The sequence below is a fragment of the Pseudomonas sp. DCB_BI genome, from assembly GCF_026240995.1.
GTDB lineage: Bacteria > Pseudomonadota > Gammaproteobacteria > Pseudomonadales > Pseudomonadaceae > Aquipseudomonas.
This window is the reverse complement of record NZ_JAPFCG010000023.1, coordinates 88862-114241: the sequence shown is the minus strand read 5'-3', so window position 1 is coordinate 114241 and position 25380 is coordinate 88862. Positions and strand designations below refer to the sequence as shown.

Annotated in this window: 19 protein-coding genes and 1 pseudogene; 5 read left to right on the top strand and 15 right to left on the bottom strand. The window is 61.6% G+C overall.

Features of this window, described 5'->3' with window-relative positions:
- Window positions 1-530: 530 nt before the first annotated feature.
- The 8 genes from murB to OO258_RS22710 form a co-directional block, all read right to left on the bottom strand.
- A complete protein-coding gene (gene murB / locus OO258_RS22745) occupies window positions 531-1550 on the bottom strand; it encodes a UDP-N-acetylmuramate dehydrogenase (protein WP_266032877.1) in 1020 nt (339 codons plus the stop codon).
- Complete coding sequence (locus tag OO258_RS22740; protein WP_266032875.1) at window positions 1547-2011, bottom strand: low molecular weight protein-tyrosine-phosphatase; 465 nt, start codon at window positions 2009-2011, stop codon at window positions 1547-1549. The genes murB and OO258_RS22740 overlap by 4 nt, the downstream gene beginning before the upstream one ends.
- Complete coding sequence (gene kdsB / locus OO258_RS22735; RefSeq protein ID WP_266032872.1) at window positions 2011-2775, bottom strand: 3-deoxy-manno-octulosonate cytidylyltransferase; 765 nt, start codon at window positions 2773-2775, stop codon at window positions 2011-2013. Before kdsB ends, OO258_RS22740 begins: the two co-directional genes overlap by 1 nt.
- Window positions 2772-2957, bottom strand: coding sequence for a Trm112 family protein (locus OO258_RS22730; protein ID WP_003247142.1), 186 nt, complete (start codon window positions 2955-2957; stop codon window positions 2772-2774). The genes kdsB and OO258_RS22730 overlap by 4 nt, the downstream gene beginning before the upstream one ends.
- A 44-nt stretch (window positions 2958-3001) precedes the next feature.
- Window positions 3002-4003 (bottom strand): tetraacyldisaccharide 4'-kinase, encoded by a 1002-nt coding sequence (gene lpxK, locus OO258_RS22725; RefSeq protein ID WP_110744548.1) that lies wholly within the window; start codon window positions 4001-4003, stop codon window positions 3002-3004.
- Complete coding sequence (locus OO258_RS22720) at window positions 4003-4437, bottom strand: ExbD/TolR family protein (RefSeq protein WP_266032869.1); 435 nt, start codon at window positions 4435-4437, stop codon at window positions 4003-4005. Before OO258_RS22720 ends, lpxK begins: the two co-directional genes overlap by 1 nt.
- Window positions 4434-5069 (bottom strand): MotA/TolQ/ExbB proton channel family protein, encoded by a 636-nt coding sequence (locus OO258_RS22715; RefSeq protein ID WP_003247132.1) that lies wholly within the window; start codon window positions 5067-5069, stop codon window positions 4434-4436. The genes OO258_RS22720 and OO258_RS22715 overlap by 4 nt, the downstream gene beginning before the upstream one ends.
- Window positions 5070-5209: 140 nt before the next feature.
- Complete coding sequence (locus tag OO258_RS22710; RefSeq protein ID WP_266032867.1) at window positions 5210-7423, bottom strand: DNA internalization-related competence protein ComEC/Rec2; 2214 nt, start codon at window positions 7421-7423, stop codon at window positions 5210-5212.
- Between the two features lie 142 nt (window positions 7424-7565).
- On the opposite strand from OO258_RS22710, the pseudogene OO258_RS22705 reads away from it, so the two are divergent.
- Window positions 7566-8072, top strand: a pseudogene (locus OO258_RS22705) (DUF2062 domain-containing protein); the annotation flags it as partial.
- 9 nt (window positions 8073-8081) lie between these two features.
- Here the strand turns inward: OO258_RS22705 and OO258_RS22700 are convergent.
- The 3 genes from OO258_RS22700 to OO258_RS22690 form a co-directional block, all read right to left on the bottom strand.
- The gene (locus OO258_RS22700) at window positions 8082-8861 is read right to left on the bottom strand and encodes an ABC transporter permease (protein ID WP_110744551.1); all 780 of its coding nucleotides are present in this window, start codon (window positions 8859-8861) and stop codon (window positions 8082-8084) included.
- Window positions 8858-9790 (bottom strand): ABC transporter ATP-binding protein, encoded by a 933-nt coding sequence (locus OO258_RS22695; RefSeq protein ID WP_266032864.1) that lies wholly within the window; start codon window positions 9788-9790, stop codon window positions 8858-8860. Before OO258_RS22695 ends, OO258_RS22700 begins: the two co-directional genes overlap by 4 nt.
- A 146-nt stretch (window positions 9791-9936) precedes the next feature.
- On the bottom strand, window positions 9937-10560 hold the full coding sequence (locus OO258_RS22690; RefSeq protein ID WP_266032862.1) for a glutathione S-transferase: 624 nt from the start codon (window positions 10558-10560) through the stop codon (window positions 9937-9939).
- A 318-nt stretch (window positions 10561-10878) separates the two neighbouring features.
- Between OO258_RS22690 and OO258_RS22685 the strand changes: the two genes are divergently transcribed.
- The 4 genes from OO258_RS22685 to OO258_RS22670 all read left to right on the top strand — a co-directional run bounded on the left by OO258_RS22685 (window position 10879) and on the right by OO258_RS22670 (window position 15333).
- Window positions 10879-13326, top strand: coding sequence for an acyl-CoA dehydrogenase (locus OO258_RS22685; protein WP_266032859.1), 2448 nt, complete (start codon window positions 10879-10881; stop codon window positions 13324-13326).
- 77 nt (window positions 13327-13403) lie between these two features.
- Complete coding sequence (locus tag OO258_RS22680; protein ID WP_266032856.1) at window positions 13404-13814, top strand: PA2817 family protein; 411 nt, start codon at window positions 13404-13406, stop codon at window positions 13812-13814.
- A gap of 170 nt (window positions 13815-13984) precedes the next feature.
- Window positions 13985-14533 carry a fimbrial protein gene (locus OO258_RS22675; RefSeq protein WP_266032853.1) on the top strand — a complete coding sequence of 183 codons (549 nt, stop codon included), beginning with the start codon at window positions 13985-13987 and terminating at the stop codon, window positions 14531-14533.
- Window positions 14534-14592: 59 nt separating this feature from the next.
- Window positions 14593-15333: a molecular chaperone gene (locus OO258_RS22670; protein ID WP_266032851.1), complete on the top strand. Its 741-nt coding sequence runs from the start codon at window positions 14593-14595 to the stop codon at window positions 15331-15333.
- A gap of 9 nt (window positions 15334-15342) precedes the next feature.
- Here the strand turns inward: OO258_RS22670 and OO258_RS22665 are convergent, their stop codons facing one another.
- The 4 genes from OO258_RS22665 to OO258_RS22650 form a co-directional block, all read right to left on the bottom strand.
- Window positions 15343-16794, bottom strand: coding sequence for a hypothetical protein (locus OO258_RS22665; protein ID WP_266032848.1), 1452 nt, complete (start codon window positions 16792-16794; stop codon window positions 15343-15345).
- A 62-nt stretch (window positions 16795-16856) separates the two neighbouring features.
- On the bottom strand, window positions 16857-19019 hold the full coding sequence (locus OO258_RS22660) for an autotransporter outer membrane beta-barrel domain-containing protein (RefSeq protein WP_266032845.1): 2163 nt from the start codon (window positions 19017-19019) through the stop codon (window positions 16857-16859).
- A 155-nt stretch (window positions 19020-19174) separates the two neighbouring features.
- Window positions 19175-21130 carry a hypothetical protein gene (locus OO258_RS22655; RefSeq protein WP_266032843.1) on the bottom strand — a complete coding sequence of 652 codons (1956 nt, stop codon included), beginning with the start codon at window positions 21128-21130 and terminating at the stop codon, window positions 19175-19177.
- A gap of 180 nt (window positions 21131-21310) precedes the next feature.
- Window positions 21311-25351 carry an RHS repeat domain-containing protein gene (locus OO258_RS22650; protein WP_266032840.1) on the bottom strand — a complete coding sequence of 1347 codons (4041 nt, stop codon included), beginning with the start codon at window positions 25349-25351 and terminating at the stop codon, window positions 21311-21313.
- Window positions 25352-25380: the final 29 nt, after the last annotated feature.

Genomic DNA, 25380 nt, shown 5'->3' with positions numbered 1-25380 from the left:
GACTGTGGGAGCGGGCTTGTCCCGCGAACACGGGCGACGCCCGTGCCATCCACCGTGCTGGATGCTTCGCGGGGCAAGCCCGCTCCCACAGGGACCCCCGCTGGCTTGAGGCTGATGCAGTACCTGGGGAAACAACTGGCTTGCTCAATTTCCAGAAGCTAGCGCAATCCCTTGTGGGAGCGGGCTTGTCCCGCGAACACGGGCGGAGCCCGTGCCATGCACCGTGTTGGATGCTTCGCGGGACAAGCCCGCTCCCACAGGTACCCCCGCAGGCTTGAGGCTGACGCAGTACCTGGGGAAACAACTGGCTTGCTCGATTTCTAGAATCTAGCGCAATTGGACTGTGGGAGCGGGCTTGTCCCGCGAACACGGGCAAAGCCCGTGCCATCCACCGTGTTGGATGCTTCGCGGGACAAGCCCGCTCCCACAGGTACCCCACAGCCTTGAGGCTGATGCAGTACCTGGGGAAACAACTGGCTTGCAAGACACAAGCGGCCTTTCGTCGCGAAAGGGCCAGTACCGGCGATGAATCAGTACAGGTTAGGCTCCATCTCCAACACCACCCCGAACCGCTCGAAGATGTCGGCCTGGATCCGCTGCGCCAGCGCATGCATCTGCGCCCCGCTGGCCTGGCCATAGTTGACCAGCACCAGCGACTGCAAGCGATGCACCCCGGAATCACCGTCGCGATAGCCCTTCCACCCCGCCTGCTCGATCAACCAACCCGCCGCCAGCTTCACCTGGCCATCTGCCTGAGGGTAAGCCACGACGCCGGGATACTGCGCGCGTATTCGCTCGACCAACGCTGCAGCCACCACTGGGTTCTTGAAGAAACTCCCGGCATTGCCCAGCTCAGCCGGGTCTGGCAGCTTCTCGCGACGAATGCTGCAGATTGCGTCACTGATCGCCTGAGCGGTCGGCTTGGTCACGCCCTGCTCTGCCAGGCGCTGGCGTACCGGGCCATAGTCCAGGTGCGCTTGCAAGGTACGGTGCAGGGCAAAACGCACCCGCAGGATCAGCCAGCGCCCAGGGCTGCGCTTGAACACGCTGTCGCGATAACCGAAGGCACACTCCGCCAAGTCGAAGTCACGCAGCTCGCCAGTCTCTCGGTCCAGGGCAGTCAGACCAGCGAATACGTCCTTGATCTCCACACCGTAAGCGCCCACGTTCTGCATCGGCGCGGCACCCACGGTGCCGGGGATCAGGCTGAGGTTTTCCAGCCCGCAATAACCCTGGGCCAGTGCCCACTGCACAAACGGGTGCCAAGCTTCGCCGGCCTCGGCTTCGACCACGACATGCTCGCCATCGTCACTGAGCACGCGCCGCCCCTGGCTAGCCATGTGCAGCACCAGTGCATCGATATCCTGGGTCAGCAGCAGGTTGCTGCCGCCGCCGATCACCAGCACCGGCAAGCCTTGCTGCCGGGCCAGGCTCAGCGCTTGACGCACCTGCTGGTCGTTCCGTGCCTGGCTGAAATAGCGCGCCTTCACATCAATGCCGAAGGTGTTGAAAGGCTTGAGCGATACCTGCTCCTGCCACTGCTCAGTCATGACCGCCCCTTGATTTCCAGCACCAGCGCCTGGCATGCCGCCTCGACCAGGTCGAGCACCTGCTCGAAACCATCGGCACCGCCGTAGTAGGGGTCTGGCACTTCGTCCAGCGCCGCGCCATAACGGCGCAGGAACAGGTCGAGCTCGCCTGGCGCATTATGCGGGCGCAGGGCACGCAGGTCGCGCAGGTTGCTCTCATCCATGGCCAGCACCAGGTCGTACTCGGCGAAATGCGCCGCCGTAACCTGCTGGGCCCGCTGCTGCGACAGGTCGTAACCGCGCGCCAACGCCGCCTTGCAGGTGCGGCTGTCAGGTGCCTTGCCGACGTGCCAGTCACCAGTTCCGGCCGAGGCCACATGCACCTTGTCGGCAAGCCCGGCGGCCTGCAATTGGTGGCGCAGCACGCCTTCGGCAGTGGGCGAGCGACAGATATTACCCAGGCACACGAACAGGACGCGCATCAAGCCTCCAGCAAGCGCCGTACGCGCTCCAGGTCTTCAGGGGTATCCACGCCCACGGCAGGTGCCTCGATGGCGTCCTCGACGTGGATGCGCACGCCGTGCCACAACGCCCGTAGCTGCTCCAGCGCCTCGGTCTGCTCAAGCCAGCAAGGGCCCCAGCTGACAAAGTCTTGCAGGAAGCCGACGCGGTACGCGTACATGCCAATGTGGCGACGGTATGGCACGTTCGGCGGCAGCAGGCTGCGGTCGCTGGCAAAGGCGTCACGCGCCCAGGGCAGCGGCGCACGGCTGAAGCTCAAGGCCAGCCCGTTCTTGTCGCTGACCACTTTGACCGCATTCGGGTTGAACACGGTTTCCGGCGTGTGGATCGGCTCGGCCAGTGTGGCGATGCCAGCCTCTGGGTGGGCGGCCAGGTTAGCGGCCACCTGGTCGATGATCACCGGCGGGATCAACGGCTCGTCGCCCTGCACGTTGACCACGATGGCATCGGCGGGCAGGCCGAGGTGTGCGGCCACTTCGGCGAGGCGGTCGGTGCCGGACTCATGGTCGGCACGGGTCAGCAGCACTTCGGCGCCAAAGGCCTGGCAGGCTTCAACGATGCTGGCATCGTCGGTGGCGATGACCACACGGCTGGCGCCGCTCTTGCGTGCCTGCTCCCACACATGCTGCACCATGGGTTTGCCGGCGATCTGCAGCAATGGCTTGCCCGGCAAGCGTGTGGAACGCAGCCGGGCAGGAATCACCACGGTGTAATCGAGGCTCATTTGTCCAGACGCTCGTCGTCGGTAAGGGTGCGCGCCTCGCTTTCCAGCATGACCGGGATGCCGTCGCGAATCGGGTAGGCCAGGCCGGCGCCCTTGCTGATCAGCTCGGTCTTGTCGGCGCTGAGCTTGAGCGGGCCCTTGGTGATCGGGCAGGCCAGGATATCGAGCAGTTTGGTGTCCATTGAAGGCTTCCTTTAGGCCAGGTGGCCGGAAATTGAAAACGGGCTCAGGGCTTGCGCAGCAGGCGCTGTAACTGGTTGTCGAACCAAGCGCTGAACGCCTGCGAGGGCTGCGCCTCGACGGCCAGGTACCACCAGTCGTCGGCGGCGAAGGCCCGGCACTTCACCGCGTCCTTCTCGGTCATGACCAGTGGCAGCGCCGGGCTGAAGGCCAGGCTCTGGGCGCTGAACTGCGCATGATCGGCAAACGGGTGCGGCACCGGCTGCCAGTTTAGCCCTAGCAGGGTATTGAAGAAACGTTGGGGGTTACCGATGCCCGCCACCGCATGCAGGCGCTGGCCTGGGGGGAAGTGGTCGAGCGTGCGCCGCTCGCCACTGCGCAGGTTGACCAGCGCCGACGGCTGCAGGCAAAAACCGAAGCCGTCGCTGCGGTCTTCGCTGGCGCCGTTGAACAGCACCGCATCCGCATCGTGCAAGCGCTCCGCCGGCTCACGCAGGGGGCCGGCTGGCAGGCAAAGGCCGTTGCCCAGCCCACGGGCGGCGTCGATCAGTACCAGTTCCAGGTCACGGGCCAGGCGGTAGTGCTGCATGCCGTCGTCAGACAGGATCAGGTCCAACGGTTCACTGGCCAGTAACGCCTGCACGGCTCGTGAACGGTCGGGGTCGATCATCAGCGGCACACCGGTGCGCTGCACGATCAGCAGCGGCTCATCCCCGGCCTGTTCGGCAAGCTGGTCGGCCTGGACGCGCCAGGGCAGCTGTGGCGGTTTGGCACCATAGCCACGGCTGACGACGCCAACATTCAGCCCTTGCTGGCGGCAGTGCGCGATCAACCAGAGGATCATCGGCGTCTTGCCGGTGCCCCCCACCGTGATGTTGCCCACCACGATGACCGGTACCGGGGCCCGGTAGCTGGCACTCTCGCCACTGAGAAAGCGCGCCCGCTTGCGCATGACCACACGGCGGTACAACGCCGCTAGCGGGCGCAGCAGCGCCAGCGCTGGATGCCCGGCGTACCAGGCAGCGAGCAAACGGTCGGCAATGGCCATCAGGGCGTGCCCTGAGCCGCCTCGACCGTGGTCATGCGCAACTGGCTGAAACCGAGCTTGCCGGCAGCATCCATCGCGGTGACCACAGCCTGGTGCGGGGTCTTGCCGTCAGCACTGATGGCCAGCGGCAGCTTGTTGTCGCCGCCGGACTCACGCTCGATGGCCTCGCTCAAGGTGGCCAGGTCGCTCTTGGGCAGCAAGTGGTTGTTCACCGAATACACGCCTTCGGCGCTGATGGTGATTTCTACCAGCTTGCCCTGGTCGGCCGGCGCCGGCTCGGCGCTACTGGCTTCGGGCAGCTCGACGCGAAGTTGCGTTTCGCGGGTGAAGGTGGTGGTCACCACGAAGAACAGCAGCAGGACGAACACCACGTCGATCAACGACGCCAGGTTGATGTCGACGTTTTCCCGCTGCCGATTACGCCGGAACTTCACGCCTTGCCTCCGGCCACTTCCACTTCACGGTCGCCCTGGATCACTTCTACCAACTTGATTGCTTCCTGCTCCATGCCCACCACCAGTTCATCGATGCGGCGCAGCAGGAAGCGGTGGAAGAACACGGCCGGGATACCAACCATCAGGCCGGCAGCAGTGGTGACCAGCGCTTTCGAAATACCACCTGCCAGCACTGCAGCGTTGGCGGTCATCTGCGAGCCCATGAAGGCGCTGAAGATGTCGATCATGCCCAGCACGGTACCCAGCAGGCCCAGCAACGGGGCCATGGCGGCGATGGTGCCCAAGGTGCTGATGTAGCGCTCCAGCTCGTGGATGACGCGCGAGGCAGCTTCCTCGATGCACTCTTTCATGATTTCGCGACCATGGCGCGAGTTGGCGAGGCCCGCTGCCAGGATTTCGCCCAGTGGCGAATCGGCCCGCAGCGCCTTGAGCTTGTCACTGGTCAGTTGCTTGTCCTTGATCCACATCCACACCTGGCCCAGCAGGTGGGGCGGGGTGACGCGGCTGGCGCGCAGGGTCCACAGGCGCTCGACGACGATAGCCATGGCAACGATGGAACTCAGAATGATCGGCAGCATCATCCAACCACCGGACTTGACCAATTCCCACACAGTAAACGCCCCTTCGGAAAAAGGCCGCCACTCTACCATAGGCGCGCCGGGGGCTCATCTGCCGGAGGTCAGGGAATTGGGGGTGGGGCTGACGGGTGCTTGGCGCTAAACCTGTAACGCCATACACCCACCAGCCCCCCCTAATCCCGTTGACCCCGCCAAAACCGCCGCTGCCCCCGAACGAACTCAACGTCTCCCTGCCGCCCCAACACCAACCGCAACGCCCCCTCCACCGCCGTGTCATGCACCGCCAGCCCATGCCGCTGATACCGCTCCATCACCTGCATATGCGGGTGCCCAAAGCTGTTGTTGCGCCCTCGTGAAATCAATACCCCCCGCGGCGCGGTCGCCCGGATGAACGCCTCGGTGGACGAACTGCGGCTGCCGTGATGCGGCGCCTGTAGCCAGTCGATACGCGGCGCTTCAGTCTCTGCCAGCCAGGCCCGTTCGGCCGCAGCTTCCATATCCCCCGCCAGCAGCAGGCGCTCGCCCTGCGCCTCTATCAACAGCACACAGGAACGGTCATTGCTGCTCTGCCCGTCCGCCCAGCGCCACAGCGAAAAACGCACGCCATCCCAGTCCCATTGTTCGCCACTGACGCAAGGTTGCAATTGCACAGCATCCAGCGCTTCCCCGCCGATCGCCCGCCTGACCGGCAGACCACGTTGTATTGCCGCAGCACCGCCGGCATGGTCGGCATGTGCGTGGCTGATCACCAGCAGGTCAAGGCTGCCCACCGCCAGCTTGCGCAGCGTCGGCAGCACCACCCGCTCCCCCAGGTCGCTTTCCCCCCTGGCCGGCCCGGCATCGTAGAGCAGGTTGTGATGCCGAGTCCGCAGCAGCACCGCCAGCCCCTGACCGACATCCAATTGCCAGACCTCGACCTGGCCGAACGGCACCGGCTCCCTGGGTACCCACAGCGCCAGCAACATGACCCCACCCAGCCCGCGCAAAGGCACGCCACGGGGCAGCAGCACCAGCAGCGCACCCAGCACCACCAGTAGCCAGGCCCACCCTGGCAGCGCCGGGGGCACCCACGCCGGGCGCTGCTGCGCCACCAACGCCAGCAACCGGAACAGCCCGTCCAGCAGGCCACCCGCCAGCCACAGCAACGCTTCCCCTACCCCACCCAGCGGCAGCAGCACTGTACCCAGCAACGCCATCGGCAACACCGCCAGGCTGACCCATGGCACCGCGACAAGATTGGCCAGCGGCGCACTCAGGCTCACCGGCAACCCCGTGGCCAGCAACACTGGCAGCAAGCCGATGGCGATCACCCATTGCGCACGGGTCCAGGCCTGCCAGGGCCGCCAACCGCCCAAACGGCCGCTGAAGCAATAGATGAGCGTGGCCACGGCGGCAAACGACAGCCAGAACCCAGGCAGCAGCGCCGCCAGCGGCTCGACCAGCAGCACCACGACCAGCGCCAGCAGCAGCGGCAGCAGCGCACCGAGGTGGCGAAAGCGCAGGCGCCACAACAGCACGACTGCCAGCATCAGGCAGGCACGCTGCACCGGCACACCCGCCCCGGCCAGCCAACCGTAGGCCAGCGCAGCCGCCATGGCCAGGCCACAGGACCACGGCAGCCAAGGCAACCGAGCGGGCCACAACCCCCAACGCGCCAGCCCGGCGACCAGGCCGTACAGCAAACCGGCCACCAGGCCGATGTGTTGGCCCGAGATCACCAGCAGGTGCACCGTACCGGTGGCCTGCAACGTCTGCCAATCCTCTCGGGCCAGGCCCGCGCCGTCGCCAAGCACCAGTGCCACCAATGCGGCCTGCCGGCCATTGGCGTCGACCGCCAGCAAGCGCTGGCGCAGTGCATCGCGCCAACCACCCGTTACCGGCGCCAGCATTTGCCCGGTTTTTACCGTACCGGTGGCGCCCACCCGACGCGCCAGCAGTTGCGCCTCACGGTCGGGGCCATGTGGGTTGAGCAGCCCGGCCGGGCGCTGCAAGGTCACGGCCAGCCGCCACTGCTCACCCGCCCGCAGTGGCGGCCCGTCGAACCAGTTCAGTTGCAGCCGTCGCGGCAGTTCGGCCCGCCGCGAGCGTGCCGCCTCCAGTTCGAAACGCACGCCCTGCGCAGTTCGGGCTGGCAAGCCCACCACCCGCCCCTCCAGCCACAAGGTACGGCCATCCAGGCCGGCAGCCAGTCGATCATCGAGGGCCTGCTGTGCAGACCAGCACGCCCAACACAGGCCCAGCAGGAAACAGCCCAACGGCCAAGCGCGGGTAAACACGCTGACGGCAGCGCAGGCAGCCAGCGCTATCAACCATCCGACCGATGGCAATGCGGGGAGGAAGCCCAGGCAGATCAGCCCGAGCGCGAGCGCAAACATCCCTGTGCGCATGTGGTAGAGCTCCAGAAGGCAGATCACCTGCTGAGGCATAGCCCAATTGCCGACAAAGCTCGCTAAACAATTGTCACAAACTCTAAACAAGGCTGATCGGGAATAAGGGCATACTGCCCGGATCAACGCTCCGGGAGCCTACATGCCGCGCCGACTGTTCAAACGCTACATGCCGGACCCGACCAGCATTCGGGAACACAAGTCGTTACGCTTTTTCGGCAGGTTGCTGCACGACCCGAATCTCTGGCACCTGAACCGCCACTCGGTGGCACGGGCCATGGGCGTAGGCCTGTTCGCGGCGCTGATCCCGATGCCGGCGCAGATGCTGCTGGCCGCCGCGTTGGCCATCCCGTTGCGCGGCAACCTGCCGATCGCGGTCAGCCTGGTGTGGCTGACCAACCCGCTGACCATGCCGCCGGTGTTCTTCGTCACCTACATGACCGGGGCCTGGCTGATGCAAGTACCGCCGCGCACCCTGCCCGACGCGCTGACCTTCCAGTGGATCACCGACCAGCTGTCGACGCTGTGGCAACCGTTTCTGCTCGGCTCGGTCGTGTGCGGCGTGGTGCTGGGCATCCTTGGCTACTTCACCACCATGCTCTACTGGCGCTGGTGGGTGGGCCGGCAGTGGCGCCTGCGCCAATGCCGGTGCAAGGTTTCAGGCACGCATGCCGCGGCCGCTGACCAGCAAGCGAACGCACAGCATGTAGAGCACCGCAGTGGCCACCAGCATGAAGGTGATCGCGGTGCCAATGCTGATATCCGACACCCCTAGAATCCCGTAGCGGAACGAGTTGACCATGTGCAGCACCGGGTTGGCCAGCGACACGGTCTGCCAGAACGGCGGCAGCAGGTTGATCGAGTAGAACACCCCGCCCAGGTAGGTCAACGGCGTCAGCACGAAGGTCGGGATGATCGAGATATCGTCGAAGTTGCGCGCAAACACCGCATTGACGAAGCCCAGCAACGAGAAGATGGTGGCGGTCAGCAGCACAACGACCACCGTTACCCCCAAGTGATGCACCTGCAGGTCGGTGAAGAACATCGACAGGATGGTCACGATCACCCCCACCGCCAAACCACGCAGCACCCCGCCCAGCACATAGCCGACAAGAATGGTGTGCGGCGATACCGGCGATACCATCAACTCTTCGATCGAGCGCTGGAACTTGCTGCCGAAGAAGCTCGATACCACGTTGCCGTAGGAGTTGGTGATCACCGACATCATGATCAGCCCCGGCACGATGTACTGCATGTAGGTGAAACCACCCATGTCGCCGATCTGCCGGCCAATCAAGTTACCGAAGATGACGAAGTACAGCACCATGGTGATCGCAGGCGGCAGCAGCGTTTGCGGCCAGATGCGCAGGAAGCGCCGCACTTCGCGGTAGACGATGGTGTTCAGGGCGACCCAGTTGGTGCGCAGTTCCACACTCATACGGCCACCTTCGACAGGTTTTTTTCCACCAGGGACACGAACAGCTCCTCGAGACGGTTGGTCTTGTTGCGCAGGCTTTGCACTTCGATGTTCTGCAGTGCCAGCTGGCCGAACAGCGCGGTGATGCCAACCTCCTTGTCCACCTGCACTTCCAGGGTGTGCGGGGTCAAGAGCCGGCTTGGGTAACCCTGCAATACCGGCGCCGTGGCCAGGTCCTGCTTGAGGTCGAGCACGAAGGTTTCGACATGCAGCTTGCCCAGCAACTGGCGCATGCTGGTGTTCTCGACAATGGTGCCATGGTCGATGATGCCGATGTTACGGCACAACTGCTCAGCTTCCTCAAGGTAGTGGGTGGTGAGGATGATGGTGATGCCCTTCTGGTTCAGCTCGGTGAGGAAACTCCACATCGAGCGGCGCAGCTCGATATCCACCCCCGCGGTGGGTTCGTCAAGGATCAGCAGGCGTGGTTCGTGGATCAATGCGCGGGCAATCATCAGGCGCCGCTTCATGCCGCCGGACAACGAACGCGACTGCACATCACGTTTGTCCCACAGGCCCAGTTGGGTCAGGTACTGCTCGGCGCGTTCCTTGGCCAGCTTGGGCGGGATGCCGTAGTACCCGGCCTGGGTCACGACGATGTCGAAGGTTTTTTCGAACTGGTTGAAGTTGAATTCTTGCGGCACTACGCCCAGGCAACGCTTGAGCGCTGAGGGCTCGCGGTCCAGGTCGTGACCGAACACGTTCACTGTGCCGCTGGTCTTGTTCACCAGGGTTGAGAGAATGCCGATGGTGGTGGATTTACCGGCGCCGTTGGGGCCGAGCAAGGCGAAGAAGTCGCCTTCGGCAACATCGAGGTCGATGCCTTTGAGGGCCTGAAAGCCATTGCCGTAGGTCTTGGTCAGCTGTCGGATGGACAGGGCAGAACTCATAGCGGGTCGCTTACCGAAGAAAAAGGTGCAGGGACACGCCAGGCGAAGTCACTGGCGCAGTGAGTGCGGCCCATGGTGCAAGGCCTGGCCGCACAAGTACAGTCATGTGTATTGATAGTGACTATCGAACCAGCCGCGGTGTTCGATCAGGTGAGTGCGGTCATCACGGCTGCCTGGTAGGCCGGGCGGGCCTTGAGGCGCTCGTACCAGGCCTGCAGATGGTACATGGCCGGGCGCTCGATGGGCATTTCGAACCAGGCGTAGATAAAGCTACCCAGTGGGATGTCGCCCATGCCGATCTGGTCACCGGACAGATACGGTTGCGTGGCCAGGGTTTCGTCGGCGATGGCCAGCAACTGGGCGCACTGCTTGTGCGCGGCATTGATCGCGACCCAGTCGCGCTGGTCTTCCGGCGTGCGCAGCAGGCCCCAGAACAGCGGGCGGAACGGCGTGGCGAAGGACGACGTGGTCCAATCCATCCACTTGTCGGCCAGGGCGCGTTGGCGCGGGTCTTCCAGGTACCACCCCTGCTCTGCGCCGTATTCGGCACACAGGTAGCGGACGATGGTGTTGGACTCCCATAAGGTCAGGTCGCCGTCCTCCAGCATCGGTACCAGGCCATTGGGGTTGCGGGCGCGGTAGTGCGGCTCGTTGACCACACCAAAGGCGCCACCGGCATCGATGGACTCGAAGCTAAGGCTCAGTTCGTGGGCGATCCACAGCGCCTTGCGCACATTGCTCGAGTTCTTGCGGCCCCAGATCTTCAGCATGGCAACGTCCTTTTGAATGCGGAGGTGGCACAGTCTACTCCAGACTTTCACCGCCTGTACTGGCCTCTTCGCGGGACAAGCCCGCTCCCACAGGTCCAGAATTGATCAAGCCAGTTGTTTCCCGAGGTACTGCATCAGCCTCAAGCCTGCGGGGTTGGACTGGACTGTGGGACCGCGCTGGATTCTAGAAGTTGAGGTGAATGAATGAACTGAAACTCCCACCGCCACACCCTGTCACTGTTCTGAACATACTGTTCACAGCGTGGCGTCTAAGCTGTCTGGGACGGCTCAAGCCCTTGGTTCCAAGGAGGACCGATTATGTTGCTGTTGTGGTTGGTAGTGTTGGTGATCGGCGCGGCGTACCTCACGCACCGGCGCCTGGCGCCCTTGCAAATTCTCGGCATCATGGCGGCCTATGTGCTGCTGATGGGCATTTTCAGCAGTGCCCCCGGCTGGCTGCTGGCCCTGATCTGGGTGGTGCTGGCCCTGAAGGTCGCCCTGGTTGCGCTCCCACAGTGGCGACGCAAGGTGTTTACCGCCCCGGTATTCCGCTGGTTCCAACGCACCCTGCCGCCCATGTCGCAGACCGAGCGCGAAGCCATCGACGCCGGCACCGTATGGTGGGACGGCGAACTGTTCAGCGGCCGCCCCGACTGGCGCACCTTGCTGGCCTACCCGGCACCCAAACTGACTGAAGAAGAACAGGCCTTCATCGATGGCCCTACCGAAGCGCTGTGCGCCATGGTCAGCGACTGGCAGATTGGCCAGGACCTCGACCTGCCGCCCGAAGCCTGGGCCCATATCAAGCAACATGGCTTTTTCGCCCTGATCATCCCTAAAGAATACGGCGGCAAAGGCTTTTCCGCCTACGCCCACTCCCAGGTGGCGATGAAACTGGCCACCCGCAGCGGCGACCTGGCCTCCACGGTAATGGTGCCCAATTCCCTGGGCCCAGCCGAACTGTTGCTGCACTATGGCACCGACGAACAACGCAACCATTACCTGCCGCGCCTGGCCCGAGGCGAGGAAATCCCCTGCTTCGCCCTCACCGGCCCACTGGCCGGCTCCGACGCTGGCGCCATGCCCGACACCGGGATCATCTGCAAAGGCCAGTGGCAAGGCGAAGAAGTGATCGGCCTGCGCCTGAACTGGGAAAAGCGCTACATCACCCTTGGCCCGGTCGCCACCCTGCTGGGCTTGGCGTTCAAGGCTTACGACCCGGACCACCTGCTGGGCGATGAGGAAGAACTGGGCATCAGCCTGGCGCTGATCCCTACCGACACCCCCGGGGTGGACATCGGTAAACGCCACCTGCCACTGGGCGCTGCGTTCATGAACGGCCCCAACAGCGGCAAGGACGTGTTCGTCCCGCTGGACTTCCTCATTGGCGGCCAAGCCATGCTCGGCAAAGGCTGGATGATGCTGATGAACTGCCTGTCGGTAGGCCGCTCCATCTCACTGCCTGCCGTGGGTACAGGGGCCGCCAAGTACACCAGCCTGGTCACCGGCCAGTACGCCAATATCCGCGAGCAATTCAACGTACCACTGGCTGCCTTCGAAGGTATCCAGGAATCGCTGGCACGCATTGGCGGCAACGCCTGGCTGATGGACAGCGCCCGCCTGCTGACCGCCCAGGCCGTGGACCTGGGCGAGAAACCCTCGGTGCTGTCGGCGATCCTCAAGTACCACCTGACCGAGCGTGGCCGCGAATGCATCCAGCACGCCATGGACGTGCACGGTGGCAAGGGCATCATCATGGGCCCGAACAACTACCTGGGCCGCAATTGGCAAGGGGCGCCGATCTTCATCACGGTCGAGGGCGCCAATATCCTTTCGCGCAACCTGATGATCTTCGGCCAGGGTGCCATCCGCTGTCACCCGTTCGTGCTCAAGGAAATGGCATTGGCCGGGCGTGAAGACCACGATCAGGCGCTTCAGGCATTCGATGACCTGCTGATGAAACACATCCTGTTCGCCGCTGGCAATGCGGCCAGCACCCTGGTGTTCAACCTGGGGTTGGGGGTTTTCGAAAAAGTACCAGGGGACACGCTGAGCCAGGGGTACTTCCGGGCCCTCAACCGCCAGGCCGCGGCCTTTGCCCTGCTGGCGGACCTGTCGATGATGCTGCTGGGCGGCGCGCTCAAGCGCCGGGAACGTCTGAGTGCTCGGCTGGGCGATGTACTCAGCTACCTGTACCTGTCCAGTGCCGCGCTCAAGCGCTACCACGATCTCGGTTCGCCCGAGCACATGCAGCCCCTGCTGCGCTGGGCCATGGAAGAAAGCCTGGGCCAGGCGGAGCACGCCCTGGACCGGTTGCTCGAGAACTTCCCCAACCGCTTCGTCGGCTGCGCGCTACGGGTGTTGGTGTTCCCCTTCGGTCGCCGGCACACCGGGCCGAGCGATGAGCTGGACGCCGAGGTAGCCGCACTGATCGGGCGCGGCAAAGGCGACCCTGCACTTGAGGAGCTGCTGGCCGGTTGCTTCCGGCCGCAAGCTGACGCCGACCCGGTGGCAGCCCTGCAACGGGCCTGCGACCTGCTGGCTGAGGCGACGCCGCTGCGCCACGCGCTGCATCAGGCGATCAAGGAGGGCAAGGTACGGCCCGCACCTGGGCAGTCGGTGATCGATGCGGCAGTCGAAAGCGGCGTGCTTCAGCCTGATCAGGCGCAACGCCTGCATGCTGCCGAACAAGCGCGCCGTGCCGTGATCGATGTGGATGCCTTCGACAAGGCGCAGTTGCTGCCCGAAGCCGGCAAGGTCCGCTGAGCCAAGGGGCCGCTTTGCGGTCCCTTCTGCAACCCGCGTATACTCCGCCCCCGTTTCAACCACCGCGAGGACCTGTCATGGCCAACCCCCACCTGGAATATCACCTGCAACTGCTCAACCACCTGCGCACTATCCTGGTAGCGTTGGGTGAGGCCGAGCAGGTACCGGAGGAAAGCCATGCCCTGTTCCTCGACCGCTTCGACGAGCTGCTGACCCTGCTGCCGCAAAGCCCGCTGGAAAGCCAATACCTGGGCCAGGACCTGATCTGCCAGGTCATCCAGCGCTACCCGCAGATCGCGCACCTGGTGCCCCGTGACCTGCTGTGGTTCTTCGCGGGTGACTGCCTGCACTACATGCCCGATGAAGAGCTTGAGCTTTACCAGCAACTGGAGGAGCTGCGCTTTGAAGCCAGCGAGCGCGGCGAGCCTTTCGACTGGCACAAACAAAAGCAGCTGCTGAGCCTGCCGCGCAACAGCCAGAATCACTGAGTTCGGCAGCCTCCCTCCAATGGCAAGGGGCCTTGTCGTAAATGCCCATCGATTTGCGCGACTCGGCTTACAGCCATACACCGTCGCAATCCCTACCCTGAACGGCGCACTGAAAGCATCCAGTGCCGTGCGTATGGCGCACGCCAACCAACAGCGTAGGACGTACTTCAATGAAAAAAGCCCTCATACCCCTGGCCCTGGCGTTTGCCAGTAATGCCGCCCTGGCCGCGCCAGCACCCGGCATCATCAACTTCTATGGTGGGGTGCAGCCTGCCGGTCCCTGCCCCATCGAGGTAGTCGACCCGACCACGGGCATACCAAGCCAAGTCGAGCTCGGCTTCCCGTATGCGTCGCAATTCAAGAACGAAGGCGACAAAACCCCAGCCAGGGATTTCGCCCTCAAAATCACACCTGTTGCCGGCGTGTGCGATATCGGCCCAGGCGTAGAAGTGGCTGTGGTGTTTGAATCCGTGGGGGGGGCCACAGGCTCGGGTAACGACCTGTACAAGCTACTGCCAGGCTCTACACCGGACCTGGCAATCTCGATCCTTGACAAGGACGGCAATCGGCTTGCCCCAGGGACCGCCTCGGCGATGTACCCGGTGGCCCAACTGGGAGACACTCTAATGCCATTTTCCGCGCATTACGAGGCAATCAAAGTACCAGTCACGGACGGATCTGCACTGGCCAACGTGAAGTTCGTTGTCAACATTCCTTGACGCTGCACCCCGGGTGTAAAGCACCCGGGCCCATCTCTGTTCATTGCCAGGCCTACACCATGCCCCCCATCTCAACCTGTATGCGCGCAGGCGCATGCCTCCTCGCCTTGCTCGGCTGCCTGAACAGCGCGCACGCAGCCCTTACCCTGAGCAACAGCCGCATCGTTCACGAAAGCGACAAGAACAGCAGTTCTGTCACTGTCGGCAACCCCAGCAAGAAAACCTATGCGGCTCAGGCCTGGGTGAACACCGAGGCGGACGACACCACCACAGCCGCCCCCCTGATCGCCTCACCCGCCCTGTTCCGCATAGCGCCGGGCGATGAGCAATCGGTGCAGATCAACCGCCTGCCCAACGACCTGCCGCAAGACCGTGAGTCGCTTTTTTTCTTCAACCTTCAAGAAATTCCTCAGGTCGATACGGATAGCGAGCGAAATGGCCTTAACATTGCCCTGCGCACCCGCATCAAGCTGTTCTACCGGCCTAGCCAGCTCAAAGGCAACCCGCAAGTCCACCTCAGGGACTTGAAGTGGTCAGTGCAACGCATCGAGGGCAAACAGCACTTGGTGGTCGACAACCCCTCGCCGTTCCACTTCACGTTCGGCGTACTGGAAGTCAGCGGCAACGGCAAGACAGAACAGTTGAAAGGCCGCGAAATGCTGCGCCCGTTCGATCGTCAAACCTTCGCCCTTGCCAGCACCACGGCGGTGGCCAACCTTTCAGTGACGTTCACCACCTTCAATGACTATGGCGGCAGCACGCCAGCAATCACTCAACCACTGCTTACCGCTACACCCTGAGGTGGCCATTCATCTGATAGTCAAACTGAGCATGCCGCAGTTCGGGAGAAGCGGCCAGGTTGCCCCGTCGTCATAGCTGATCTTGACGGTGACATCCATTGGTGTGTCTTCTTCCAGCTGGCGCAGGTACGATAGAGGAATGGTCACATTCCCTCGACTGCCTATACCTTCGGCAACATCTGTAGTGGTCAACTTGTAATTGGTCAGCACAGGGTAGTTTGGCTGACCAGCGGATACGCCCGATGCCTGTATCGATACCCGCTGATCGACCCCCATATGCTTCCACCCTTCCAAGGTAACTGCAGGAGCCGACGTTAACGCTCCAACGTCGAGGTCACCCCCGGATTGCCCATTGGCCTGTGGCGTGGGCATATGCGCCACAGCGATGGGCATCACTTTCACTTCACGCACAGCAGACTTCAGCGTGGTGCCGAGCGATATGACCCGGTAGTACAACTGCGCCACCTTGCCGCTCATGGCTACCACATTGCGCATCGGCACAACGAAGTCTCGCTGCCCCTCCCGGCCAGGCTGCGTCCAGCTTGCAAAGCTGCCCTCCTCGCCCCAGACCAGCTCGAAGTCCTCTCCCGGATGTATGACCGCGGCCTGCGGTATGCTCACATCGAGCGCTTTGTCGAATGTCCGCAGGTCCAGATCGACCGACGGAAGCGTGCCCAACGAAGGGGTTTCCAAGGCCGGAAGCACACGCGGCACCGGTTGCGCAGCCACGTTCAGGTCCAACGGCTGCGCGACCTGGCTGGCATTGCCAGCACGGTCCTCGATGACATACTGCGCGTAACGCACCCCGTCCCCCCGTTCACGGATCACATCGCCCGGGTAGGAAAACTGCAGGGGTTTGCCGATGTCATCGCGGGTCAGCACCCATCGGTCAACCTCGTTGTTTTCGAACAGCTTGCTGTCCCAGTAATGGATGATCACATCCCCCGGCGCAGCGTCTACATAGTCGGGTACCAGGGCTTGCAGGCGATCGTCGTGGGTGCTCAGGAAATAATCCGTCAGGTCATTGTCGCCCAGCTCGGGAAACTGCAAACGCCCATTGCCGACACCCAGGCTCGGTGAGGTCTTGTCAACCGTCAATGTCAGCACCTCCGAGTAACGTACGGTTTGGTTATAAACATGCCCGACACAGTGAAACTGCAATCTGCCCTGGGTGAAGTGGGTGGAAGGGATATTCACGAAGCGCTCGCTTTCCGGCAGGGGTTGCGTCCATGCTTTTTCGCCTACCTTGTTACCATTGCAGTAGATCTCTATCGATTCCTCGTCATCCGGTGTCGGCACGGAAATAGGCCACAGGGTGAACTCGATTCGCACAGGGCTGGTCAACGCGCTGATGGGCATCAGGTTAGGCTCACCACCCGGAATGTCCGGCAAGGCCGCTGGCGCTACGGGAGCGGGATCATCAGCGACGAAACCCGCACGAATGTCGTTTGTGTCCTGCATGGCGCTCTCCCGATCCAAAGGCAAAAAAAAGGTAGGCCCAATGCCTACCTTGTGGTGAGGTACTACCAGCTGTAGCGCACCCCGACATTCGCCCCCCAGGGCTGCTCGATGTGTTCGCCATTGCTGTAGTCGAAATCGGCGTGCAGCTGCAACCGATCATTCAGCGATACAGCCAGCCCTGCACCCAGTTCACCGCGCGAACCCGACAGGTCGTTGTCGAAACGGTTGTCATTGACCTTGACGTCATTACCGTTGACGAACTCATGGGCGTAAGCCATGCGTACGTAAGGCTGGGCAAAGCGCCCCTGCCCCAGGTCAAACGTGCGACCCACGGTGGCGCCGACCTTGCCCAGCAAGGAACGGGTATCGTCACTCTGCGCCTGCAGGCCGTTGTCCAGACGGTAGTCCTTACCCTCGATGGTGACCGCCGACCACTGGGTATAGGGCTCGACGAAATAGCCATCGCCCAATTCAATGTGGCGGCCGAATTCGGCAGACACGCCCAGCCCGAGGTTGTCGTAGTCCCCCTTGGCACGTTTGCCATCGCTGAGGGTCACATCGGATGAGTTGTCAAACCGGTTGAGCTTGACGACACCGTCGAAGTAGTAACCGCTGGCTGCATCGAGCCACGTGGCGTAAAGGCCCAGGTAGTAGCTTTTCACATCGGCCGAAGCGCCTCGCTCAAGGTTCAGGTCCGAATTGCTATGGCCCGCCATGACCCCGGCAAGCCATTGCCCATCACCTACAGGCAACTGCGCATCAGCCCCGATAGAGAAACCTTGCTGGGACTGTTGGTAGTCACTGCCGGCTGCGGACGAGACGTTGAACTTGTTGCCATACGCCCTGGCCCAGGCGCCCGCCTTGCCTTGGTCCCGGCGTACTTCGCCCATGCGGCTGCGCAAGGTGGTGAGTTCGCCGTACCAGACGGTCGGCGCGGTGTTGGCCAAGGCCAGTACCGAAGCCGTGCCTGGGCTGATGACCTTTCTCGAACCATCGAGGAACCAGTCATTGCCTCGTTGCACCAGCTGATAGGAAAACGCGCCCAGATCGACCGAGCCGTTGACCAGCGAAAACTGCGCATCGCCACTGGCGGTGTGAACCAGGTGCAACTGGTTTTCCGTCACCGGGTCCGCGCCGCTACTGCCGACCAGCAGGCTGTGCTCGCCCGTGGCAGTGCCCGTCACGTCGAGGAAGTCGGTTTGCCCGGTGCTGAAATCGGCATCCATGATGAAGGTGCCACGACCACTCAGCTCTCCCACCGTCAGGCGCTGGTACTGATCGGCCTCGCCAAAACGCACGGAGCCTGCATTCATGGCCAGGCTGCCCACGCTGCTGTCTTCGACCATGTTCCAACGCGCCTCGTTGGCCAAAGACAAAGCCTCGACGTTTATCAGGCGCCCGGTCAGGCTCGCCCGGTTGTCGAGGCTGATGCTCGCACTGGAACCAGCCTCCACGTTCACATCGCCAACCAGATCACTTCCGTCGACGGCCATGGTCGCGGCCGAGTTGCCAAGCACTTCCAACAGGGTGCCATTGCTGCCGATCAGGCGCGAACCCGGCCCGACCTGGATGTCCGCCTTGGCAGGCCTGCCAGGGAAGTCACCCACGACGATAGCCGACCCGTTCTTACCCTCCAGTGTACTGCCCACCAGGTTGACCTTTGCCGCGTCGGCGAATGGGCTGTCACCGATCACCTTCAAGCCAGCGCCTGCCCCCGTCAGGGTACTGTCCTGAGCGTTCAGCACGGCGTTGCCGAACAACACGGCAGCGTTGGACGTACCTGCTCCTACCAATGTGCTGCCTTGCAGGTTCAGGGTCGAGTTCCCCGACAGCTGCGCCCCGCCTTGTGCGCCCTCTACATGGCTGCTGATCACTGTGGCCGTGGACCCCACCAGGTCGCTACGCTGCAAACGCAAGCCTGCTCGGGCACTGACAATCTTCGAATTGCCAGAGATGCTGGCAGTGGCACTGACCAACGCCACGCCGTCGGTGACATCGCTCGTAACCGTGCTGCCTGACATCTGCAGGCTCGCGCCGGCACGCACATCAATGCTTTCAATGGTGGCATTTTCGGCGATCAGCTTCGCACCCGGGCCGACCCGGTAGCTGTCAACCGGCGTACCTGCACCGATGCTCAGCTCGTCGTCGACCACTGTCAGGGCATGGGCGACTTGTGACACCGTGAATGTCGAGGCCAGGAGTAAAGCCTGGGCGAGCGGATGCATTCCTGATGATCCAAGAACCATTGGTAAACCTCGTTAATAAACTGTTACGACGAAGCCGCCAGAGTACAAGCCCAACTCTGAAATACCTGTAGGAAATTTCTGATATGTAGAGGATTCACCTCACAAACTGGCCTTACATATCGTCCCAGTCCACATCATGGTTTAGGCCTCAACGGGCAGCTGCCGCCGCCGTCGTGCATGGAAACGATGGCCTCCTTGGTTTCGGACTCATACGATTTACCACCCAAGCTAAAGGAATACTTCACTCGGCCGCGGCCATCAGGCCTGTTATTCGCTGGATCATAAATTTGTTTCACATTGGTTTCGAATGGCACTTTCCAGACAAAACCTTTTTCCGTGGTCGCGTTCAACACAATGGCCTCATCCAGGGCAGCACCAGCAACTACATCCTCACCGGTACGACCATGAACTGCAGACCAGTGCAGGGTCACAGTGTCTCCACTCGCCAGACCATACTGGGTCAGGTCCTCCATCTGCACACTGACGGCTGCCTCGGTATCGTGCTCATCTTGGTAAATCGATGAACAGTTCAACCAACCATTTATAGCCCCAAGGTACTCAGGTGCAGCGGGATGAATACCCACAGCTTCTACCAGCACGTCGGTACCGCGCGAACGAATCGGATTTGGATTACCGGGTCGTTGCACCCAATAATGAACGGGTACGGTGTCATTGCCTCGCGCTTTGATGACATCCCAGGTCACCGTCTTGGTGATTGTCGTGCCGGGCTCACCATCTGCGACCGTATGGTCGATGCCTTGAATATGCTCGTCATCCCAATAGAACGTGAGCTCATCGTCCTTTTCGAGGGCAAGATTGACTTCAAGCGTCAGCGTTGCATCTTTGAATTCGTCTTCAGGATCTTTCAGGTGGTTCTCCACGCCAGCAGACCCCGTGATCGTCACTGTCTCCAGTCGCGGGTTTACCGGGCCTGGCCACTCCGGGTCCGGGTCCGGATCTACCGGGCCGATGCGTTCCAGGTTGACCGTCACAGAGATACCCTTGTTACCTACCGGCGCGGTGCCGCGCTGAACCTCGTAAGCCACTGGGATAGTCTTCTCTCCCGCAGTGTCGGGGCCATACTCAGCAAACAGGGTGGATGCCTGGATAGCGAATTCCTGAGGAAACGAGCCCGTATCACTGATCGGGCGCCATTGCGAGGTGTAACTACCCCAAGTGACGCGCAGCTGGTCCGAGGGCTTCCAGTTATCGAACGCCGGAACCTGCACGATGACCCCATCAGCGGCATCCTGCTGATTGATCAGCCCATCCACAGCCAGCGGCACCACAGGCTCCTTGAGGTTGCTGGGCAAATTACCCAATGCAACCGCGATATGGGTGATGTCCGACATGTGACTATTGTTGCCTGCCTTGTCCAGCAAGACGTAGACAGCCATGACACCACCATCGCCAACCTGGTCGATCGTAGTGGATGGGACAGGCAGCTTCTGGGAGCGTGCCGTGACGTCTACAAAATCTACAGGCGAGGCAGCCCATGGATCCTCCGGAATTTCCGCTAGCCACCAGTAGGCGACTTTGTCACCAGGCTGATAATCAGGATAGTCAGGCAGTTCGAGTTCGACTGTGCCTTTATTGACATCCGTGATCGTAGCAATACCCGGCATTTTGTCAGGCGCAGTCTGGTTATAAGGCGCGGCACGGTCGAACATAAGCGTCAATTCAGGTGAAACACTGTGACCGAAATTGTAGTGCTCAACCTCATAGTGAATCGTATTTGGCCCATCCCCCCACGTACTGACAAGATCTTTCGGCAGCTCAAAATGGTATGGAAACTTAGCCTCATCTCCAGGATGGAATTCTATAGTCTTGAATAGATTTCCACCTGTTTGCTTATGGTAGAACTTCACTGTATCGAAGTCGCCAGGGAAGGACGCCATCTCATCCCAGGGAGTCTCAATGGTAACAACCATTGGAAACGCCTCATCCCTGAGATATTTGGCAAGCACCGTATTATCGCTTTTGTCCCCTAGCAGTTCATCTTTAACACTCGGCGCGACCACAATTGCCCTGGTTTGCAAGCCGCCTGTCAGCACGCGGCCATCGGAACCTGACTTTCCTTGCGTTTTCATAGGTAACCTCGTGGGGAAGACTGTTCTTTTTAGGGGGCGACAACCAGTAGAATCTTTCATCAATCTTCCTATCCCCCTCCCGCTCGAGCAACTAGCATTTTTATCAGGTTGACAATACTGTCCAGACAGTAAAAAGCCCGCCATTATCGGCGGGCTTCATTCAACATCGATCGACACCAATCAATATTGCTGGCTGGTCAATCGGTCCAGGGGGTCATAACCATACTTCGCAGTTTCAGCGTCGTGCAGGGTGGTGCACCACAACAGCCTGCCACCCGCCTCACGCACGGCTGACAATGCTTCCCCGTTGGGGCCAAGCATGGGCTCCACATCACTGGCCGGATGCGTTGCAGCTGGCACATCGACCCGGATCACGTTGCCTTGCTGGTCAGCAGTAAGCCGTCGCCGGCCCTCATCCCAGACGCGATTGCCATGCTCGTCGTACGCCTCGCCAATCGGCGCGGGGAGCTCGACACTGATCAATCGCCCCAGCCCGTCATACGCCAACGTGCGACCCGCATCGTCGAGCGTGAGGTTGCCGTCAGGGTCATACTTGAGCTCGATCAGTGGCGGGTAATCCGGATGGCTGTTTTCAATGGATTTCAATTGCGCAGGGTCCTGCTCATCGAAGAAATACCTGGCGACGTTGGGACCTCCGGCGAATGCGGTATTGACTCGGATAATGTTATCCAGGGCGTCAAACCTGAAGACTTGCTCATTGATGACCTTACCGTAAGGGTCTTCAGGGCACAGGCTACCTTCGCAGTTATACTTGTACATCCGGCCGCGAAGGTCGTATAGATAAGTTTCGCGGCGTAGCAAACCTGCACTTTCGCGCAATTCCTTCCAGACGATTGCATTTTCAACATCGTAGCCCTGCGTCAGCGACTGCAGCGTACCGCCCATATTGAATGTACGTTCTACTTCCCTGTCGAACTCATCGAACGCCAATACCGTTTCCAGATAGTGGTCCCCCTCCTGGGTCGTCGTCTTGTACATCCGCCCCAAGTCATCGTAATCGAAGGTGGCAACCGTTGTGCCCAGGGTCGTCTGCCTCAGCCTGCCCTCAGTATCGTACTCATACGATTGCTGGCCGCCGAGCACATCGATGTAACCCAACTCGCGCCCCAGCAAGCTGGTCTGGTAGTGCATGGTGTGGGATTCGCCCTGATATTCCCGGGTTTCGCTCTTGACCTTCCCGTGGGTGAAATACTCGCGCGCCAGTGCCAACCCTTGCTCTTCGCAGTGCACGAGGCGCGCGTTCCGGGAATCGTGCCGATAGTCAGCCTTGATCCCCTTTTCGACAATCTGCCGCATCTGCGGCTCCTCGGTCAGCTCAGGCTTATAGAGGTATTCGATCAGCTGGTCACTTGGGGTCAGCACCGTACTGGGCTTCATCTGTCCTGGTTTGAAGTCGAATTTGCGCACGCGCCCGCCGGTTTTCGACTCGATCATGCGGTCCAGCCCGTCGAAACGCTGTTCTCCCAACACCACGCCGTTCACGCTGATCAATATGGGCAGGTCTTCGCTGCTGTGCTCGGCATAGTCGCGATGCACCACATCATCGGTGGCCAGGGTTTCATCCACCAGGCGATCGAACACATCATAGGCAAAGCGCTTTTCTTCACCACGGGCGTTGACCTCACGCGCCTTGCGCTGCAAGCCGTCATACAGCGTCAGGTTAATGCTGTACGACTCGCCGTTGGCGTCGAACCTTTCGACACGTGTTGGCTCTTCGAACAGTGTCATCCAGGTGATGGTCTTGCCACTGGCCTGCTGGCCATCAGCGGATTCGCGCCACTGGGTTTGAGTGGGCCCTTGCAAGATCGAGGTACCGATCGGGTCGTGCCGTTTATAATGGCGCACCTTGTCGACCGCGATTTCGCAATACTGCTGCCCCCACCCATCGAACAACATCTCTCGCGTCAATGCCAGCTCACGGGGCGCCTGCCCCGGATAGTCCAGCCAGTCGAAATCAGTTTCAGCGATCAGGTTGCCCAGTTCGTCGTATTGGGCAGCATAGGTCGGCCGCCAGGCAGCGCGTTGTTTCTCATCCGCGTTGTCGGCGTCCTGGCGTGACTGCGCCACTGCGCGGTTGAGCCCATCGACCACGGTGCGGGTTATGACGCCGTTGACATCCTTGCTCGTTTGCGTGGCTTCCCCGCCGGTCTGGCTGACCAAGGTATAGGTGTACTCGCGTTCAGCTTCGAAATCGCCACCTGGCGAGACCGTCTCCTTGGTCACGCGGCGCAAGGCATCATATTCGTAAGCTATTTCTACCTCGTTGTCGTCGAAGTTGAGCAGTGGCTGGTTGATCAACACATTGTGGTGCAAGGTATTGACCTTCTGCACGTGGCGAACCGCGCCATTGCCAAGGTCCTCGCCATGGTTGAAACCGGTCACGGTGCGCACTTCATTCAGCACAGCGTCGCCCAGGTCGGCGCGTTTGGTGAAAGCGTACTCGGATTTCGTTTGGTGGCCATTCATGATCTTCGTCTGCAAGGTCATGCGGCCGTGCTGGAGTGCATCTCCAGGTACGTCCTGGTATTCACGTCGGGTGTATTGCCGTTGGCGATCATCCCCACCGGCTAGCGGCAGAAGGTCTTCTTCATGGGCCTCGAGCCAGCCCTTGCCCACCGTTGCGCCTTGAAGGGCTCGCAGATACTTGTAACGGAAACGGGTCTCCAAGGTAGCCGCCTGACCTTCGCCATGGGTGGCTGGGTACACGGTGCTGGTCTTGCGGCTGCGGGTGAACAGCTGCGGGTCGGGCGGGCAATCGGCGTCGTTATGGGTAGACGGGTAATAGGTATGACGGGTATGGACCGTGGTGGCCAGGGTGGCGTCCTCGTCGATCGCATCGCCCTTGTACACCGGCGCTGCGGCCTTGGACTCCAGGGCCAGGTTGCCATGCTCGTCGTAGTAGGTGATCAGCACTTCTTCACGCAGCCGGCTGACATCCTCCTTGATCTTCCAGCGCTTGAGCTGGTGCTTGGGCATCTGGAAGTAGTTCGGCTGCAGCTTGAACTCCTCGTTGGTCTCGTGGTAGACGGTCTCGAGCTCATGCAGGCAGGTTTCGCGCCGGGGCTGCGTGGCGTGTTCGTCGTAGACCTCGTGGGCCTGCTCGGTCACTTGCAGGGTCAGCAGGTGGAAGCGGTTGAAGCTGCGAGTGATGGTGCGCGGCGTAGTGCCAGCCAGGTAAGTCGCGGTCGAACCGTAGCTGAAATCGGTGCCGGTGAACTCGTAAAGATTGTCCTCGCCGTTGTCGCGCCAGGTGATGCCGCTGCCCCTACCGAGGAAGTTGTTGCTGGTGTAAGCGTAGGTGGTGACCATGTCGGGCTGCTCGGCGCCCGGCTTGATGGTGTGCCTGGTCACCCGGGGCAGCGCCGTACGCGCGTCGCCGGGGAAGAGGTGGCCGTCATCGTTGTACTCGATGGTCTCGACGCCGCCGACCGGGCTACGCACTTTTGTCAGGCAGACCACCTCACGCACCTTGTCGTAATCGAGTTCCCAGCTGGCCTTGTCGTCGCTGGGCAGGACAATGGTATGGGGCAGGCGCACCGCCGGGCTGAAGCGGCGGTCGTATTCCAGGGTGTAACTGGCCAGTGGGGTAAAGCCGGGGCCGGATTCCGGGTGCAAATCGACGGTGATTAGGTCGTCGGTGTAGGTGATGGCCAGCAGCTTGAGCCCGGTGTCGTCCTCGATGCCGACCAGGCATGGGGCCTTCTGGAAAATGTTGTAGCTCAGGGTGATGCCATGGCCCGAAGGCGCCTCGACCCGGGTGGGCACGGCGATAAGATTGTCGCTGGGGCCTTTCAATTCGAGCAGTTCGACCAGGCCGGCCTTGTGCTCGACGCGATAGCCCGCGCCGTGATCATGGAAGTGGAAGCTGCGCAGCTTGCGCTCTTTGAACACCTTGCCGGTGCCGTCGCTGGCATCGCTGCCGGTGACCTTGAAGCTTTCACCGGTGTGCAGGTGCAACAGATTGGTGCCGGGGTCGTATTGGGTGAGGTTGAGGGTCCAGCCCATGCCAAAGCCCGAGTCCTGGGTGTTCATCGGGTTGAAACCGATGTGCAGAGGCAGCGAAGGGCCACTGAGGTTATTGGCGACCAGCTCCGGCAACTCGATGCCCAGGGTGTACTGGCCGGTGCGGGGGTCGACGCTGTTGTTGAGGAAACTGAGGAAGTTGAAGGCGTTGGAGTGCAGTAATGATTTAGTGGTCATAGCCAGAACCTTTTAGAGGAAAGCCCCGC